The sequence below is a fragment of the Reichenbachiella sp. MALMAid0571 genome, assembly GCF_040151475.1.
Taxonomy (GTDB): domain Bacteria; phylum Bacteroidota; class Bacteroidia; order Cytophagales; family Cyclobacteriaceae; genus CAXBNB01.
In genome coordinates this window covers 1-17,636 of sequence record NZ_JBDKWG010000143.1, presented here as the reverse complement: position 1 = coordinate 17,636, position 17,636 = coordinate 1, and the positions used below count along the sequence as shown (strand labels likewise).

Genomic DNA, 17,636 nt, shown 5'->3' with positions numbered 1-17,636 from the left:
AGTTTAAATTAATATCCTATTTTTTTTCTAGCTCTTGACAATACAGTTTGAGCTATGTCTTTTGCTTTATTTTCTCCTTCTATCAGAGCTCTTTCCAATTCTTCTTCATTGTCGATATAATGGTTGTATAACTTTCTTTCTTCAGCATATTTTGTCAACAACAACTCAAACAATTCGGTTTTTGCATGTCCGTAACCATAATTTCCTCCGGAATAATTTTTTCGCATCTGTAAAATCTGTTCATCGTTGGCTATTGTTTTGTATATATTGTAAACATTGCAAATGTCCGGATCTTTAGGTTCTTCGAGTGGAGTAGAGTCTGTAATGATTCCCATCACGTTCTTCTTTAATTTTTTTTCCGGTAAAAAAAGGTCAATGATGTTGCCATACGATTTACTCATTTTTTGTCCATCCGTACCTGGTATGGTCATTAAACTCTCGTCTATTCTTGCTTCCGGAACTACAAAAGTCTCACCATATTGATTGTTGAAAATTTTTGCAATATCCCGGGTGATTTCCAGATGTTGCTTTTGATCTTTCCCAACAGGAACAATGTTGGCATCATACAAAAGTATATCGGCAGCCATCAGTACTGGATACGTGAACAGCCCGGAATTCACATCTGAAAGCCTGTCAGATTTGTCCTTGAATGAATGAGCGTTGGCGAGCATGGGGTAAGGTGTGAGGCAATTTAAATACCAGGCCAATTCACAAACTTCTGTCACTTTTGATTGCCTGTAAAATACGGATTTATCTGTATCCAGACCGAAAGCAAGCCATGCAGCAGCTACTGCTTTAGTATTGTCTTGTCTCTCTTTCGGATCTTTGATTGTTGTCAGTGAATGCAAATCTGCTATAAAAAGCAGAGACTCTTCCTTTTGTGTTTTTGATAAATTAATTGCAGGTTGAATAGCTCCTAATATATTTCCAAGATGTGGCTTTCCTGAACTTTGTATTCCTGTTAAAACTCTCGTCATTGATTTTTTCTTACAAATTAAATAAAATTATTTCCCTTTGTTACGTTCTTCTATTATTGTTTATTTGTAATTGTTTAATGGGTCAAATTTTACACAAAATGAGAATATTTAATTTATTGGTATTATTACTTTCTGGTTATATAGCATCTGCACAGGAAAAGGGGAAATTAAAATTTGTAGAGGAAACGTTTGATTTTGGTGAAGTACGTGAAGAGGCAGACCCGATAATCCATCAATTTGAATTTACGAATACGGGAGCTACACCTATTATTATAAGCAATGTGAAGGCGTCATGTGGGTGTACTACACCGGGATGGTCAAAAGAACCAGTCCTGCCTGGAAAAAAAGGGTTTGTGAAGGCTCAATACAATCCGATGAACAGACCGGGAGCGTTTAAGAAGTCTCTTACTATAACAAGCAATGGGGAAAATCCCAGAGAAATATTGTACATTCAGGGAAAGGTAATTCCAAAGGTAAAAACTGTGGAAGAGGAATTGAGGGCGAAATCAGGAGCACTCAGGATGAAAAACAAAACCGTGAACATGGGTAGGGTGACAACACAAAAAGCCGTGGTGCGCCAAATTGATGTGTACAATGACAGTGATTCTGCCTTTTCATTTACAGGTAAGGTTTTAGCACCGGAGTTTATCAATTTGTCATTTGAGCCAACCACTCTTCAACCCAAAACCAAAGGAAAGATTAATATTAATTATGACCCCAATTTCCAGAATAACCTTGGCTTTCAAAACCACAATGTGAAATTCTTTACTGATGAAAGTGATGAGCAAGAAAAAGAATTAAATGTAATGGCGACAATTACGGAGTACTTTGCACCACTTTCTCAGGAAGAAAAGCAGCAAGCACCTCAATTGAATATTCCAAACAGGATTTCTGATATTGGTAAGATCTCAAAAAACACGGTTAAGGAAACTCAATTTACATTAACCAATGGAGGCAAAAACAATCTGAATATTCGAAAAGTGATGTCAAACTGCAATTGTGTGATTGTCCAGTTACAAGACTATGATGTAAAACCGGGAGAATCAACAACATTGACAGCTGAGTTTGATGGGCAGGGCAGGCGGGGCAACCAATTGAAAACAATCACCATTTATTCCAATGATCCTGTTGCTCCGACACAAACAGTTTCAATTAAAGCAGTGGTCGAAAACTAGGGCTTACTTTGAACTCATTATTAACAATTTTATAACTCTATTCGGCTTTTGTTGATTCATTATTAAAATATAAACTCTAACTTTGCGTTTTTATTTTTTCTATTCAACCGATATAATACAAATCTAATTGTAGATTTTAAAACCTAAAACCTTGAAACTTGCCAGAATGCAAGTGTGCTGTGATTTAATGAAAAGATTGACACTACTTATTTTGCTTATTTCTATACTTTTTTCATGCGGAAACGAAGACGAAAGGAAAGGAGATATTTTTTTTAGCACGGGTAAATTCGAACAGGCAATAGAAGCTTATGATGAATTCTTAAAGTTGAATCCGGGTGATATTAAATCCATTTACAATAAAGGAAGATCTTACGAAGAATTGGGTGATTTCGAAAGCGCATTTGACAACTTCCAAGCCGTATTGGAACTCGATGCAAAAAATACCGCTGCATATCTGAGTTTAGCGAAGTATTATTATAGGAAAGGAAATTATAAACAGGCACTCTATAATGCAGATAAAGCCATTGAGTTCAACGATCAATTAGCTCAGGCATATTTTTGGGAGGGGCGATCTCTTCATCAGTTGGGAGAATTTAAAAAAGCACTAGTTGCCTACAATGCAACAATAAATCTGGATGATGGTTTGGGAGAGGCCTATCTCTATAGGGGAGCTATCAACGTGCAACTCAAAAGAAGCAAAAATGCCTGCAAGGATTTTAAGTTGGCTGCCAATTTGAATGTTGAAGAAGCTCAAACAGCACTTAGAACATATTGCAAGTAGCATTCCGTTACATCACGCTTTTAGTATTCAATACGAAAGAACCATTTTGTTTTGAACTTATTTTTAATAATTGCATTTGTTTAATGATCCTAGTTCAATTGGGTTTGACTATCTTTAATTTTCTCAAGTATAGAGTATAATCTGATAAACCTATTAGCCATGAATTTCATCAAGAAGCTTACTATTTTCACCTTTATAGCATTTGTATATTTCCAATGTTCCAAGAAGCCGGAAATGTCATCATATGATGAGCAAGGCCAGCAAGTTGAAGTGTTGGATAGTGCGACATTGCAGGCGATGGATAATTTTGAAAAGTTTTGTTCCAGTTGTCATGGAGAACAAATGATGGCATTTGCAGATAGGAAGTGGAAACATGGAAAAGAAAAAGACAGTATTTATGCTTCAATAAAAAACGGATATGCTGATGCTGGTATGCCAAGTTGGGAAGCTTCGTTCTCAGATAAGGAAATCAATAATTTGGTCAATTACATTCTAAAAGGGATAGAAAATGTAGAACGGTATGGTTTTCAGGAAGTAAAACTTGAGTCAGATACTTTTGAGACAGAACTGGTGAAATTTAGTTTGGATACTATTGTTTCAGGGATGACCAACCCTTGGGGCATGACTTTTTTACCTTCAGGAGAAATGTTGGTAACTGAAAGGTCTGGTGAGTTGTATAAAGTGGACGGGAATGGGAATAAAGAAAAAGTTTCCGGAGTACCAAAAGTAATGTACAAAGGCCAGGGAGGACTGTTGGATGTTGAGTTGCATCCTGATTTTGAGAATAATAAGTGGTTGTATCTGAGTTATTCAGATTATAGGGTTGAAGATGGTGATACATTGTCAGGCACTGCGGTTAGCCGTTATAAATTTGAGGATAATAAGTTAACTGATGGAGAAAAGATATTTGAGGGGCATCCCTATTCCACAAAACGTCATCATTACGGCTCTCGCTTGCAGTTTGATCAGGAAGGATACTTGTATTTTTCAGTTGGAGACAGGGGCAATAGAGATGAAAATCCTCAAAGCCTGGAAAGCTATTGCGGAAAAATCCATAGGATAATGGATGATGGTAGTATTCCTGCTGACAATCCATTTGCAGGTCAGGAAGGCAAGGCTGCTTCTGTTTTTTCCTATGGACATAGAAACCCTCAGGGAGTGGCTATGAATCAGGAGACAGGAAAAATATGGGAACATGAGCATGGTCCCAGAGGCGGGGATGAAGTGAATATTATTAATAAAGGATTGAACTACGGATGGCCTGTGATTTCATATGGAATCAATTATGATGGCACCACTTTTACCGACAAACTGGAAGCTGATGGCATGCAACAGCCGGTTTTATATTGGGTGCCTTCAATTGCCCCTTCCGGTATGACTTTCGTCAATTCTGATATTTATCCGGATTGGAAAGGAGATTTGTTGGTTGGTTCTTTAAGGTTCAAATATCTTAACAGGTGCAAAATAGTTGGAGATAAGATTGTAGAAGAGGAAATTATGATGAAGAACATTGGAAGGGTGAGGAATGTGAAAATAGGCCCGCAGGGTTACATCTATGTAGCTGTTGAGAAACCCGGATTTGTATATAGATTGATGCCGATATATAAAGAGAGTTAGTTAACAGTTTCCGGACCCGGGCTAATAGCTGTCCACCCACCATCTACAATTATTGTTTGTCCTGTGATGTGGTCAGCTTCGCCCGATGCTAGAAACAGTGCTACATTGGCAATGTCTGTTGTGGTAGCAGGTTTTCCCAGAGGAGTGATTTTCGACCAGGTGGCATTATAATTTTTGTCAGAACTGGTGCGTTCGGTTGTAGTTGCACCAGGTGCAATCCCGTTGATATTTATCCCATAAGGGGAGAGTTCAATAACCAGTGAGCGAGCAAGCATTTCCAAAGCAGCTTTTGTAAGTCCATAAGCTGCTAAGTCTTTGTGAGCCTGATGTCCCGTTACAGAAGACATTATGATAAGCTTTCCTTTTGTTTTGTTTTCAATCATTACTTTGGAAGCAGCCTGAAGTAGGAAAAATGATCCAATAATATTCAACTGAATAACTTTGGATAACTTTTCTTCTGTGTAGTTTAGAAAATTATCAAATAGGGTGATGCCAGCATTTGGAATCACAATATCTATTTTACCATATTCTTTATTTACCTGTCGGACTAGTTCTTGGATAAACCCGACATTTGAGACATCACCGGCAATACCTATACATTTTCCTCCTTCTTGAGTGATGGACTCAACTGCTTTTTGCGTAAGTGATTTATCCAGGTCATTGAGTGCAACTATAGCACCTTCCCGGGCAAATTTTCTTGCAATTTCATACCCTATACCAATTCCTGCCCCAGTCACTACCACAACTTTATTTTCAAATCTCTTCATTTTATTTTTTTAATGGTCAATCTACGTTGCTGACGATATAAGCCTGTATCAAAAATAAGAAATAATATTTTACCTCATCAAAATAATGGAGACTTGTGCAACTTTTTTGAAGTTTCTCACATCTGATAATTGTATCCACATTTTGCAGATGATTAAAAACTTCTTCCTCTTAACCATTCGGAATATATTCAAAAATAAGCTCTATTCCATTATCAATATTTCTGGATTATCCATAGGAATAGTATGTAGTATTTTGATTTTACTTTGGGTAGCTGATGAGACATCCTATGATTCATTTCATCCAAAGGCAGACAGGTTATATCAGCTTTGGGTCAATGCGGAGTTTGATGGTAAAATCAATTCCTGGAACTCTGTGCCACTTCCAACTTATGAAGCTTTAAAAACGACAGATAGCCGGATCAAAAATACTGCTGTATCAAATTGGGGGGACAACCATTTGCTCACTGTGGGAGACACCAGAATCCTTAAGCGGGGTTATTATGTGAGTGAAGAATTTCTGGAGATGTTTGAGTTTCCTTTGAAATCGGGAAGTGCCGAAACTGTGTTGGATGATCCTACTTCCATAGTTATTACGGAATCTCTCGCCAAAGTTTTATTTAAAGATAAAGATGCGATGGGGCAGGTGATCAGAGTAGATGATAAGAGTTCACTGAAAGTGACAGGTGTATTGGACGATATTCCAGGTAATTCATCCTTTGAATTTGATTATCTGATTTCGTGGAAGAACTGGGAATCTGTAAGTCCATGGGTAGTGGAAAATAAAGCAAATTGGGGTAATTATTCTTTTCAGGTTTATGTGGAACTTTTCGATCCTTCGCAGCATGAAACCACCGAAAATAATATAGGCAAGCTGTTGGTCGAAAACGGAGAAACTGATATTCCAAATGAACTATTTCTTCATCCATTACTTAATTGGAGATTGTATTCAAATTTTGAAAATGGCAAATCAACAGGTGGTAGGAGTGATCATGTTCAATTGTTTAGCGTGATTGCCATATTTATCCTGGTTATTGCCTGTATCAACTTTATGAACCTGGCTACTGCCAGATCTGAGCATAGAGCCAGAGAAGTGGGTATTCGAAAAACCCTGGGGTCTAAGAGAATTGATTTGATCCTCCATTTCATAGGGGAGTCACTTATAATTTCAGTTATTGCTTTTTCCTTTGCTCTTTTGATTTCTGAGATAGCTATGCCTTTTTATAATACTTTGGTTGATAAAGATCTTTTTATAGATTACTCATCAGGTTTGTTTTGGCTAGGTTCTGTTGTTGTTGTTTTCATTACGGGTGTATTGTCAGGAAGCTACCCGGCTTTTTACTTGTCATCATTTAAACCTGTTACTACACTTAAAGGAACCATACAGGTGGGGAAGAATGCTGCATTGCCTCGCAAAATACTGGTTATACTTCAATTTGGTTTTTCGATTTTATTGATCATTAGTACAATTGTCATATTCAAACAAATAGATTTGGTAAAGGGGAGGGAACTGGGATACAATCAGGAGAATTTAATTTCGATAGAGACTACAGAAAACCTTGATAAGAATTACGATGTACTTAAGAATGATCTATTGCAATCAGGTGTTGTAGAGGCTGTAACACGGTCTAATAGTAGTATTACAAGCATCAATTCGAATAATTTTCTTGGTTGGCCTGGGAAACCTGAAACACTCAAGGTACTGTTTACAACAATTGCCACTGAATACGATTATACTAAAACCATGGGGGTTAAATTGCTTCAAGGTAGAGATTTCTCTAAAGACTTTGCAACCGATACAGCAGCCATCATAATCAACAAGGCAGGTCTTGATATTATGGGATTGGAAGATCCTATAGGTGCCAAATTGAATCTCTGGGGTAAAAAGAGAACCTTGATCGGTATAGTGGATGATGTATTGATGGGATCACCTTACCAGGCGGTGAAACCTATGTTTATGATTATGGACAATGATTGGATTAATGTGCTGTCTGTGCGGCTTAAATCAACAAATGATTTACAAGCATCTCTCAAAACGGTAGAAAATATTTTTGAGATACACAATCCTGCCTATCCATTTGAATACAAATTTGCAGATGTAGAGTTTCAGAAAAAGTTTACTACCATTACGATGACCCGAAGGCTTACTACTTTGTTTTCTATTCTTGCTATTGTCATTACAGGGCTTGGGCTATATGGTTTGGCATCCTACACCGCTCAACAACGCAACAAAGAAATTGGAATTAGAAAAGTATTGGGAGCATCGGTATCAGAGTTGGTTGCGATGATGTCAAAGGAATTTTCAAGACTTGTTGTAATTTCATTTTTTATTTCAACTCCTATTGCATGGTATCTGCTCGATTCTTACCTGGATAGGTATCCAATTCATATTGAAATTAGCTGGTGGATATTTCCGGTGGCAGGTGTTTCTGTACTTGTATTTGCTTTGATAATAGTTGCAAACCTGGCAAGTAAGGTAGCACTATCCAATCCGGTGAACTCCCTGCGGAATGAATGAAAAGAGGATATATAAATGTCGGGAAAGTGATATATTATAAGAGAAAAAAGTAGTGTATTAATCATATTACAATATTTCTTCCCCGGACTACAAGAATATTCGATAAAATTTGAGTACCTTATAGCAACATCGTTTTGTTATGAAGAAACTTAGGTTTATCATACTATCCATCCTTTCGTTTTGCATTTACTTTTCAGTGTTTGCAAATTCTGAGTTGGATAGTTTGGAACAGAAACCAACAAATACGATTATCCCTTTTGTTTCATTGATGGTTGAACAAATACATGGAGAGAACAGAACAATTGTTCAAAAAGGATTTAGTGCGGGAATTACCATTAATAATCGAGTGAATCTGGGGGTGTTTAGTGCCTGGAGTACCGATGATTTTTCATTTGAAAAAACAGGGCTTCTTCGTCAGTTTAAGATGAAATATATCCATGGCGGTGTATTGACCAGTTATAACCTCCGCATTTCAAAATCGTCAACTTTGAATTTGGGAACAAGAGTAGGGCAAGGGTCGGTACGTTTATTGAATACCAATAGCGAAACAGGTATTGTAAAACAAAGTGTGTACATCATGCATCCGGATGTAGGATTTGAAATATCTCCCTTTAGCCAGGTCAAACTTAAATTTAACGTTGGTTATCGGCTAATGAGTGATTTGAAATTGCAAGAATTAGTCAAAGGTGATCTGGCCGGATTCTCGTATGGTATGAGTGTGAAAATAGATCTTTTCAAAAAAAACTTTTAGGGAAGGTTATTTCTTACCCTGAATCCACTTTTATGATAGATAAGTTTACCTGAATTGGTCACGCCATTGATTTCAATAGTGTATTCACCTAGATCATCTGAAGTAAAAAACTCAATTTTCAAATTTTCTTTATTGGTAATAGTAATATTAGGATTCCAATATAGTGTATTACGGTAATCAGGAATTCTATTAGATGTACTGGTGGTGTTTTGATAATCTGGAGCGTAAAATTCCCTGCTTTGTTGAAGTCCATGATATGCTTTTTTTACCAGATAATCCGGAAGTTCCTGTTCTGCAAAATCACCTTTATATGTCGTGAAGTTAATGATGCCCGAATAGGTGCTATTTCCAACATAGTACAGATCATTTACAACGTCTATTTTCTCCACCTTAAGTGGGTCAAAATTCAATACAAAATCAGCATCCCATATTGGGATACCATCTATCATGGTCAATGCTCGACCAGGGAGCACGAGATCATTGTACACATGAAAACTATTCTGTTTTTGTCTCCGCCTGATTACAGCAGATCTTATGTATTCTATAAACAAATCCCTGACTGTTTCAAAGCGTGTATAATTGTCCAGAAGGTATTCATAATCCGCTTTTCCATAAAAATGGGTATTTACTTTTTCCAATTGAGGCAATGTGCCGTTGATGTTATTGTAGTCTCTATATACTTGTGAGATTTGGATGTTTGTATTGAGTGCTTCAAGATATGTTTTGGATTCAATCGGCCAAGGTTTTTCTGATTTAGAAGGATTATGATATTTTAAATCAAATGGTGAGAACAAGGATATTTGATCTGCACTTAAGGTATCATAATTAAGCAGAAAATAAACATTTTTATTCTCAAGTCTAAAAGGAAGTTCGAAGTGGAAAATTCCATCATCGTCAATATCCATCGAACTCATTACAGAAGTTTTCCCTAAAAAATTGAGTAAGACGGATTTTGGTAATTTATCGAATGTATTTTTATTCAGTTCTCCTGATAAGACAGGGGCATTCATTTCAGCAGGATACTTGATCTTAAATTCTTTCTTGTTTAAGACATCTTTCCACACAAATCTTCTCCAGCCATGAGTGAGCATGACAAGATCCATTTGATCTTGCCTTGATTTATTTTTGGAATCAAAATATATCCATGAGTTCCGGACTTCACCTTTAATGTCCGAAGTTAATAGCAAGTTGCTAATGATGTTCTCATTTCCCTCATTAGGCCTCTCGGATCGAAATACCGACAAGGAAACCTGAACCGAGTCGCCTGTTTTCAATGATTCATCTTTTAGATTTAAAATTATCTTCTCCCTTTTGGAGTATTCTGTTTTGTCTAGTTTAAGGTCTGGAGAAGATGGATTCTCTGGAAATTTAAACAACAATCTTTCTGCTAAAGGATTGAACCGATCATCCATGCAGGTTATTTGAGAAATACCATCTTTTAGAGAATTAACAGGCAGAGACAAATTACTTTGAGATTTCAGATCAAGTTTTGTGATTTGTTGAATCACGCCTCTGTTTTGGATGATAACATTCACTCCATTGGTAAGAGTCCCTTTAGTAGCACTTAATGACAATTCGTAATCTCCTTTTTGGGTAGAAGAGAGTTGTATCACTATTCCTGACACTTGAGCTTTTGGCAATTCGTGTTTTTCAATTAAACCGTTCCGGGCTATTCTGGCTATATATGTTTTGCCTTGCTGTGGAGTAAGGTGAAAATAGGTATATCCTAAGTCCGAAGTACTAAATTTTGCAACTTCATTGTCATTGTTATCATATACGACACCCGTGAGAGACAGTGGTTGCCCCATATTGTCATTGATTTTTACAGCCACTTTGCTTTTTAGACTATTTACAAGATTTCCCCCTTCAGGGAAAAAGTTGACAAGGGTTTTACTTACTTGTTGTACTTCTTTCTTAGTATCAGGATTGGAAATGGGGTTAACAATATTGATTTGCTTTTGAAAAACCAATCCATGCTCGAAATTCTTCATCCAATTGGTGTAAGCCCTCATGATGTAAACTCCTGATTGAATGTCTGAGGAGACAAATATTTGTCCCTTTCCCAGCCCTTCAATCAATTGGATTCTTTCCTGTTTGACAGCTTTCCCTTCCGAATTGAAGAGTTCTACGTTGAGTACTTTAGATAAATTTTGCGGAAGGTGAAATGAGGCATCAACACAGTAAGCACTCATCCAGATGGTTTCACCTGTAATATATACTTGTCTGTCTGTGTGTACGAATACCTTTTCTTGATGAATATTTGTTACCTGCGTTTCAAAAGCCTCTTTCAACCCATTTTCCGAAGTAATCTTTTCCTGGGCACTCAAAGAAAAAAAGCTGAGTTCAATAAGTAAAATTGGGATTATATATGAAATAGAAATTTTCATTGGAGTTGGAAATGATAGGTTACCGTCGGTATGGCACTTTTAAATACAGATAATTTGTATCCTTTTATTTCTTCATTTTCACTTCGGAAAAAGACAGAATATGCATTGGCACGGCTGGTCAGGTTATATACTGAAAATGACCATGAGCCATGTATTTTTTTATGAACTCTGTGGTTGCCTTCAAAATTAAAAGCCAGGTCGGTTCTGAAATAATGAGGAATCCTGTATTGGTTTCTGTATGTGTATAACAATAGAGGCTGGTCTTTAAACACATATTTGGTGACTGGAAAAGTAGCAGGTCTCCCTGTACTGTAATTTACATTGAATGAAATATTGACCCTTCTGTTAATTTTGAAATTGGAAACAAGGACGACCGCATGAGGCTTGTCGTAGTTGGATGGGTAATAATTTCCTGAGTTGATTTGTTCGACACTGTATAAGCCATTGGCCTGAATCAACGACCTTGCATAAGTATAGCTCAGCCATCCACTGAATTTACCCGAGTTCTTTTTTAATAAAATTTCCAGGCCATAGGATTTTCCTTTGGCACTGATTATTTCTGTTTCCAGAGCCTCATTTAATAACAAATCCGCCCCGTCTTTATATTCAAGTATGTTTTTCACCCTCTTGTAGTACCCTTCCACCGACAATTCGAGGCTGGTACCGTAAAAAGTCTTGTACAGCCCAATTGAGTATTGATTTCCCGTTTGCGGTTTTATAGCATCACTACTCAGTCTCCAGTTGTCTGTAGGAGAGATTGACGTGGTGTTGGAAAGCACATGAATGTATTGGTTCATTCTGTCATACGAAAACTTTACAGAAAGGTCATTTTGGAGCTTGTATCGGCCAGACAAGCGTATTTCAGGGCCCAGATAGGTTTTGATTAATTCGTTGTTTGAGTGATAGGTAGTGTCTTTTATGAATTCAGGTTCTTTAGGGCTGTCTGGCAGGTAAGTATATGATTGTCCGGGTCCAAAGCTATTGAAAACAGAAAGCCTTAGTCCTCCATATACACTGAGCTTATCGCTCAGGTCATATTCATAACCTCCATACAATGCCGTTTCCAGCCCTTTTTCATCATACAAGTCAATTGGGATAACAAGAGAAGAAGAACCCAATGGTTGTTTGTCTCCCGGTTGTAGTTGATATAGTATGGATGATACTCCAAATTTCACATTAGCTTTTTCCTTAGGGAAATAATTGAACTCCGTTTTGAATGAATAATGATTGATCCTATAGTCGAGCTTGAAAGCGTTGACAGGATTGTCCTCACTCGAAAGGTTATAATTGTAATTCGCAAACGACAGGGAGGATGTGGAGTTCAATTGATTAGAAAATGTATGCCTCAATTGCAGGGAGGCATTGGTGTTGTAATACCTGTACAAGGAATCAGAGTTTAGGCTGAACTTGTCCCGGCTATGGTATGCAGATAGTGTCAGGTTGTTTTTCTCATCAATTTTATGATTCACTTTACCTACTATATCAGAAAATCCACCTGTACTGTTTCGCAGATTTGGATCATCTAGCAGAGAGAGCATCCAGTCAGAATAGGTGCTTCTGATGCCAATTATGTAGCTGCTGGTGTCTTTTTTAATAGGGCCTTCCAGGGTAATTTTTCCAGTCACAGGACTAATTCCTCCTTTGTAAGTAAATTTTTTCTTATTGCCATCACGTAGTGCCACGTCAAAAACGGAAGCTATTCTTCCACCATAGTTGGCACCAATCCCACTTTTATAAAGGTTTGCACTCGAAATTACATCCGGATTGAATACAGAAAAAAATCCGAATAGATGGTTGGTGTTATATACAGGTACATCGTTAAGCAATACCAGGTTTTGGTCTGCACTGCCGCCACGAACATTGAATCCTGCCGCACCTTCACCTACAGTTTGTACACCGGGCAGTGTTAATGCAATTTTCATAATATCTGCTTCTCCCATGATAGAAGGAATCTGCCTGATATTTTTAATGTTGAGGTTTGCAAACCCTGTTTGCAGGTTTTCTATTGTGTTTTTTTCTCCTGACACTACTATTTCTTTTAAAGAAATAATGTCATTTCTCATTTCCATATTCAGTTCACCATCACTATACAACATGATCTGTCTTTTGGTGGCTTTCATCCCGGTAGAGTTAATAAACAATTCATATTTACCTTTTGGGAGAGTAAAAGAATAATAGCCATACTGATCGGTAACCACACCTACCAGAGGGTCTTTCTTGAAAACAGAAGCACCAATAACTGGTTCTCCCGTTTTGTCTTCCCTGACATAACCTGAAATAATTGCTGTGTTGCCATCAAAGCGTTTAATAGGATCTCCAATCTCAATAAGTTGTTTCTCAAGTCTGTTGTCTTTGTCCTGTTCTGCTACTTCCCGAATATTGTCCAGAATAAAACTATCGTCTCTGACGGGCTGTTGTTGTGTGTCTGATTGTTCATTAAAAAGGGTAGGAGGTAATTCATTTTTAATAACGTATTCTCCGGTGGCGATTACCGTTTTTTTGTCTTTAAGATAGAAATTAATGTTGGACATGTTAGTGATCTCACTCAATAGCTTTTCTAATGTCAATTCAGAAAAAGTCAAATCTACTTTTGTACTGTCGAGCTTAGGTTCAAAAAAGAATCTTATGTCATAGCGAGACTCCAAATCGTCGATCATATCCATGAAATATGTTTGTTGGTATGAGCCGCTCATCAAATCTTGGCTCTGTGCTGAGAAGGAGTAGATAAAGGATAAAATAATGAGCAGCAGTGGTATCTTCTTAGTCATGAATTTAATTGTCTATGAGCAATGGATCCAACAATGAGACTGCTTTGAGTAGCCCGTTTTCAATTTTCTTTTTTGAGAATTTGGTTTTGTTCTTTTTTACAATAGAAACTACTGCTTCCGAGTTTTGAAATGCCTTCAGAAAACTCTTTTTATTTGTGATGGCAAATGTTCCCCAATCGTTTTTAATATAATATTTATCTAATGGTACAAACTCAATGATCATTTTGGTGTTCTCTATTTTGTCTTTCTTTAACTTTGTTCTTTTGATAAAGGTATCCGAATGTTTACCTTGAAAAGCATGCTGGTACAGACCGTCGCTCATGATTGAATCGTGTCGGATGTGTACGAACTTGTAGTTGTTGAATGTTAGTTCAGATACTTTCTCATTATCAATTGTAACAAATTGCTCGTTGTTTTTTGATTCGAGTAACACCACCACTTTTTCCTGATAAATATCAAGTTGGATTTCTATGTGATCAAAGAAAACGCCATCATACACCAACGTTCCATAAGAAGGATATATGTCTCTGAAAAATTGACTGTTTACTGCTCCTCTATATTTCAGGTCATACCTCTTACCTGTAAGTATATGAGAAACATAAGATTTTTCGTGGTTTTTGCGAACCAATTGCTCCCTTGCTTCGGTAATGGCTGAGACTGAGTTGTCGGTTTGGCTAAAAGCCGGAAACCATGCAATAAGAATACCTAAATAAAATAAAACTTTCTTTTTCACACTTAATGGTATATACAAGGATGCATGGCTTTAGAAGTATAGAATAAATGTTGCATTTTCAGGGTTGTACATAGTAGTGGGTATATGCATTTGCATAAACCATGTAAAGCTACGCACCGAAAATAAACCTTAAATATGTAAATCCAAAAATTGTTTAAAATGATTTTAAAGCAATGATGATTAATGACATTTAAAGAACAATTATAACATTCATAGTTTGCTTTGGGTATCCTGTCAAATCAATATAATTTTGAATGCTTAAGCCATGAGTAGTATTACAAAAATATCATCCGAATATCTTTCCGGGGAATTGTCAATTCTGACTTCAAAAAGTGGTGGCCCTGGCGGGCAGCATGTAAACAAAACTAATACGAAGGTGATATTGAAGTGGGATATTGCTAATTCAGCATTGGTGACCGAGGAAGAGAAACTTACCATACTCAACAAATTATCCACTCACATTACCACCGATGGAGTGCTTTTGATAACAGCTCAAAGTACCAGGTCTCAACTACAGAATAAAGAAGAAGCAATGAAAAAGCTTGATCTGTTGATAGCAAAAGCTTTCACCAAAAGAAAAAAACGCAGGCCAACCAAACCTACCAAGTCTAGTATTAAGAAAAGACTTGACAGCAAAAAGAAATTAGGTGAGAAGAAGAAATTGCGAAGGAAGCTATGATTGTTTTTCTGTTGACTTGAGGCTGTTCTGTACTGCCCTGACATCCGAATAACTGTATTCATCTCCGAGTTTTGCTTTGACCTCTGTTAGGGTAGGTTCTTTGAGTGAGTCGATCACCGTTTTGATTCGAGTCGCTTTTTCATCATTCATAAATTGACTCAATTCGAGTTCCGTTCCAATAAAGCTCACAATATGCCCTTCTATAGTGGATGGACTCAGGCTTCTTGTTGTAGCGATTTCCTCTATCGTTTTGCCATTTTGAAACATTTCCAAACTTAGTCGCTGGCTTTCACCTTTTACTTTTGGCTTATGTGTTTCCTTTACTTCAGCTTCTATTTTTTTCTGTGTTGCCTTTCTTTGAGCAGATATTTCTCCGAATAATTTGGACAGGTCTGCCTGTTTGGTCAGCCCCTCCGTTAGCATTACCAATTCCTTGAGATGTTGGTGCTTGTGTTTGGCAGCTGCCATCAATTCATATACTTCTTTCAGGTATTTTTTTACACCCGATTTCACTTTCATGGATTTGTAATGCTCCTCCAGCAAATCGAATACTTCATTCTTCAGCCCTTTACTGAAATAGTTTGCCGCAGCTTCCGTTCGTGCATGTACCTGGGCATATTGGCCTTTTTGAGCCTCATCAAGCAGTCCGTTCAGTTGGGAGGTAAACTTGTCGGCAGTTTCCTGTTGGCTTTTCAACACTTGATTGATGCTCTGCATCATTGCCATTGCTTTCTCTTTTTCAGGAATGCGTTTGTCTGCCATTTCCTGAATAAAGTCTTTGATGGTCCAGGTCAGTTTTCTCCAGTCAAATCCTTTGAGCAGCATATCCCGGATAAAGCCAACACGTGACTGCTCCAGTTGCTCCTTGAGCAATTCGCTTTCCTTTTCCTGTTTGCTAAAAGCTACAGCAGAAGCATCACTACTGATGCTGTCCCCGGAAATCTTAGAATGCAACACCAGCCCATCGAGAGAAGTCAATCTACTGAGGGCGACATAAACCTGCCCGGCAGCAAATGAACCTCCGGCATCTATGATGGCTTTATCAAAAGTCAGTCCCTGGCTTTTGTGAATGGTGATCGCCCATGCCAGCCTGATCGGAAACTGCGTAAAAGTGCCTTTCACATCCTCTTCCAGTATGTCCGTTTCCTTATTGAGTTTGTACCGTTTGTTTTCCCAGGTTTCCTTCTCTACCGTAACGCTATCATCGGAATCCTGAAAAACTACTGTAATGGTTTCTCCTTTGATGCTTTTTACCACACCGATTTTCCCGTTGTAGTACCTTGGCTTTTCGCCTTTGTCATTGCGGATAAACATCACCTGAGCCCCTTCTTTCAGTTTTAGCTCCGTTTCGGCAGTCACATTGTTTTCATTGAAATCACCCGTAATGGTGGCTTTGAAGGTATGAATTGTGCCTGATAATTTAGCAAGCTGATCTCGATTGATGATGTCTGCCTTGTTGTTGTGAGTAGTCAAAATGATGTACTCGCCTTCTTTCTCTGGTTTGAAATCAGGTTGGTAATAGGCATTCAACAAATCGAGATCCTCAGCAGTCATTTCATCGTGGCGGATGTTGTTGAGTACCCGTATGAAATTTTCATCGCTTTGTCGATAAATGTTTTTCAGTTCCAGATAGATGGGAGGGAAGTCGGTAAGCACTTTCGCACTGAAAAACGACGGAGAGGTATAATACTTCCTGAGTACGTGCCATTCGCTGTTTCGGATAACCGGAGGAAGCTGGAATAAATCCCCGATAAACAGCACCTGCACTCCCCCAAAGGGCAGTCTGGCTTTTCGCCTGATTGATTTCAAAATGGTATCAATGGCATCCAATAAATCGGATCGGAGCATGGACACTTCATCAATGATTAATAGCTCCAGTTCCTGCAACAGCTCACGTTTGGCTTTGTTGAGTCGCAGGTGTTTCAGCAGGCTTTTTCTATCGAAGAAATCACTGCTTTCATTTCCGGACGAGTCGGCTTCCGGGATGAAACTACCCAGAGGCAACTGAAACAACGAGTGCAAGGTGACACCTCCGGCATTCATGGCTGCCACTCCGGTAGGTGCTGCTATCGCCAGTTTTTTGTGGCAGTGTTCTTTGATGTACTTGAGAAAAGTGGTCTTACCCGTACCAGCCTTACCAGTCAGATACAGGTGTTCGTTGGTGGTGTTGACATAGTCAATGGCCAATGCAAAGTTTGTATTGATTTCTATGGTCTCAGGCATCACTTGTGGTCACAGTAAGAAAACTGAAAGGTAAGAAATTTGATTGTAAGATGAATATCAGTAACAGGACTTTTAATTCGATCTATACAGTGTGTTGTTTTTATGGGTTATATTAATAAATTACTAGGAGTCTGTCGGACTTTCAATAATCAGGAGAGTAAAAAATTCAATTTTCAGAACCTAAAATTAGATTTTGATCGTCCCTTTTTCGAATACGGTTTTGGTTTTGGTTTTTTTTCCTGTTTTTGCGCTAAACCGGACTG

Annotated in this window: 12 protein-coding genes; 6 read left to right on the top strand and 6 right to left on the bottom strand. The window is 37.8% G+C overall.

Translation table 11 applies throughout. From position 1 onward, the window contains the following. Positions 1-8: 8 nt before the first annotated feature. Positions 9-977, bottom strand: a complete 969-nt coding sequence (trpS, locus tag AAOP42_RS16770; RefSeq protein WP_349529708.1) for a tryptophan--tRNA ligase — start codon at positions 975-977, stop codon at positions 9-11. 98 nt (positions 978-1,075) lie between these two features. Between trpS and AAOP42_RS16765 the strand changes: the two genes are divergently transcribed. The 3 genes from AAOP42_RS16765 (at position 1,076) to AAOP42_RS16755 (ending at position 4,550) form a co-directional block, all read left to right on the top strand. After that, positions 1,076-2,152, top strand: coding sequence for a DUF1573 domain-containing protein (locus tag AAOP42_RS16765; RefSeq protein ID WP_349529707.1), 1,077 nt, complete (start codon positions 1,076-1,078; stop codon positions 2,150-2,152). Positions 2,153-2,318: 166 nt separating this feature from the next. After that, positions 2,319-2,933, top strand: a complete 615-nt coding sequence (locus AAOP42_RS16760) for a tetratricopeptide repeat protein (RefSeq protein ID WP_349529706.1) — start codon at positions 2,319-2,321, stop codon at positions 2,931-2,933. 159 nt (positions 2,934-3,092) lie between these two features. Then, entirely contained in the window at positions 3,093-4,550 is a 1,458-nt protein-coding gene (locus AAOP42_RS16755; RefSeq protein WP_349529705.1) for a PQQ-dependent sugar dehydrogenase, read from the top strand. Here the strand turns inward: AAOP42_RS16755 and AAOP42_RS16750 are convergent. Then, on the bottom strand, positions 4,547-5,317 hold the full coding sequence (locus AAOP42_RS16750; protein WP_349529704.1) for an SDR family NAD(P)-dependent oxidoreductase: 771 nt from the start codon (positions 5,315-5,317) through the stop codon (positions 4,547-4,549). The genes AAOP42_RS16755 and AAOP42_RS16750 overlap by 4 nt on opposite strands. A gap of 148 nt (positions 5,318-5,465) precedes the next feature. Between AAOP42_RS16750 and AAOP42_RS16745 the strand changes: the two genes are divergently transcribed. Both AAOP42_RS16745 and AAOP42_RS16740 read left to right on the top strand, forming a co-directional pair. After that, positions 5,466-7,832 (top strand): ABC transporter permease, encoded by a 2,367-nt coding sequence (locus AAOP42_RS16745; protein ID WP_349529703.1) that lies wholly within the window; start codon positions 5,466-5,468, stop codon positions 7,830-7,832. A gap of 139 nt (positions 7,833-7,971) precedes the next feature. Continuing rightward, the gene (locus AAOP42_RS16740; RefSeq protein WP_349529702.1) at positions 7,972-8,583 is read left to right on the top strand and encodes a hypothetical protein; all 612 of its coding nucleotides are present in this window, start codon (positions 7,972-7,974) and stop codon (positions 8,581-8,583) included. Here AAOP42_RS16740 and AAOP42_RS16735 read toward each other — a convergent pair. Genes AAOP42_RS16735 through AAOP42_RS16725 form a run of 3 tightly spaced genes read right to left on the bottom strand, consistent with a single transcriptional unit; the run spans position 8,580 to position 14,471 of the window. Continuing rightward, the gene (locus AAOP42_RS16735; protein ID WP_349529701.1) at positions 8,580-10,970 is read right to left on the bottom strand and encodes a hypothetical protein; all 2,391 of its coding nucleotides are present in this window, start codon (positions 10,968-10,970) and stop codon (positions 8,580-8,582) included. The genes AAOP42_RS16740 and AAOP42_RS16735 overlap by 4 nt on opposite strands. Further along, positions 10,967-13,738: a TonB-dependent receptor gene (locus AAOP42_RS16730; RefSeq protein WP_349529700.1), complete on the bottom strand. Its 2,772-nt coding sequence runs from the start codon at positions 13,736-13,738 to the stop codon at positions 10,967-10,969. The genes AAOP42_RS16735 and AAOP42_RS16730 overlap by 4 nt, the downstream gene beginning before the upstream one ends. Before the next feature lie 4 nt (positions 13,739-13,742). Then, on the bottom strand, positions 13,743-14,471 hold the full coding sequence (locus AAOP42_RS16725) for a hypothetical protein (RefSeq protein WP_349529699.1): 729 nt from the start codon (positions 14,469-14,471) through the stop codon (positions 13,743-13,745). Between the two features lie 265 nt (positions 14,472-14,736). On the opposite strand from AAOP42_RS16725, the gene arfB reads away from it, so the two are divergent. Continuing rightward, entirely contained in the window at positions 14,737-15,150 is a 414-nt protein-coding gene (gene arfB / locus AAOP42_RS16720) for an alternative ribosome rescue aminoacyl-tRNA hydrolase ArfB (protein ID WP_349529698.1), read from the top strand. On the opposite strand, the gene AAOP42_RS16715 is transcribed toward arfB, so the two are convergent. Next, positions 15,145-17,373 carry a helix-turn-helix domain-containing protein gene (locus AAOP42_RS16715; protein WP_349529697.1) on the bottom strand — a complete coding sequence of 743 codons (2,229 nt, stop codon included), beginning with the start codon at positions 17,371-17,373 and terminating at the stop codon, positions 15,145-15,147. The two genes, arfB and AAOP42_RS16715, sit on opposite strands and share 6 nt — an antisense overlap. Positions 17,374-17,636 lie beyond the last annotated feature (263 nt).

Bases quoted from the DNA above. Each gene is read 5' to 3' on its own strand.
- trpS (WP_349529708.1), bottom strand. From the start codon at position 977: ATGACGAGAGTTTTAACAGGAATACAAAGTTCAGGAAAGCCACATCTT.
- AAOP42_RS16765 (WP_349529707.1), top strand. From the start codon at position 1,076: ATGAGAATATTTAATTTATTGGTATTATTACTTTCTGGTTATATAGCA.
- AAOP42_RS16760 (WP_349529706.1), top strand. From the start codon at position 2,319: ATGCAAGTGTGCTGTGATTTAATGAAAAGATTGACACTACTTATTTTG.
- AAOP42_RS16755 (WP_349529705.1), top strand. From the start codon at position 3,093: ATGAATTTCATCAAGAAGCTTACTATTTTCACCTTTATAGCATTTGTA.
- AAOP42_RS16750 (WP_349529704.1), bottom strand. From the start codon at position 5,317: ATGAAGAGATTTGAAAATAAAGTTGTGGTAGTGACTGGGGCAGGAATT.
- AAOP42_RS16745 (WP_349529703.1), top strand. From the start codon at position 5,466: ATGATTAAAAACTTCTTCCTCTTAACCATTCGGAATATATTCAAAAAT.
- AAOP42_RS16740 (WP_349529702.1), top strand. From the start codon at position 7,972: ATGAAGAAACTTAGGTTTATCATACTATCCATCCTTTCGTTTTGCATT.
- AAOP42_RS16735 (WP_349529701.1), bottom strand. From the start codon at position 10,970: ATGAAAATTTCTATTTCATATATAATCCCAATTTTACTTATTGAACTC.
- AAOP42_RS16730 (WP_349529700.1), bottom strand. From the start codon at position 13,738: ATGACTAAGAAGATACCACTGCTGCTCATTATTTTATCCTTTATCTAC.
- arfB (WP_349529698.1), top strand. From the start codon at position 14,737: ATGAGTAGTATTACAAAAATATCATCCGAATATCTTTCCGGGGAATTG.
- AAOP42_RS16715 (WP_349529697.1), bottom strand. From the start codon at position 17,373: ATGCCTGAGACCATAGAAATCAATACAAACTTTGCATTGGCCATTGAC.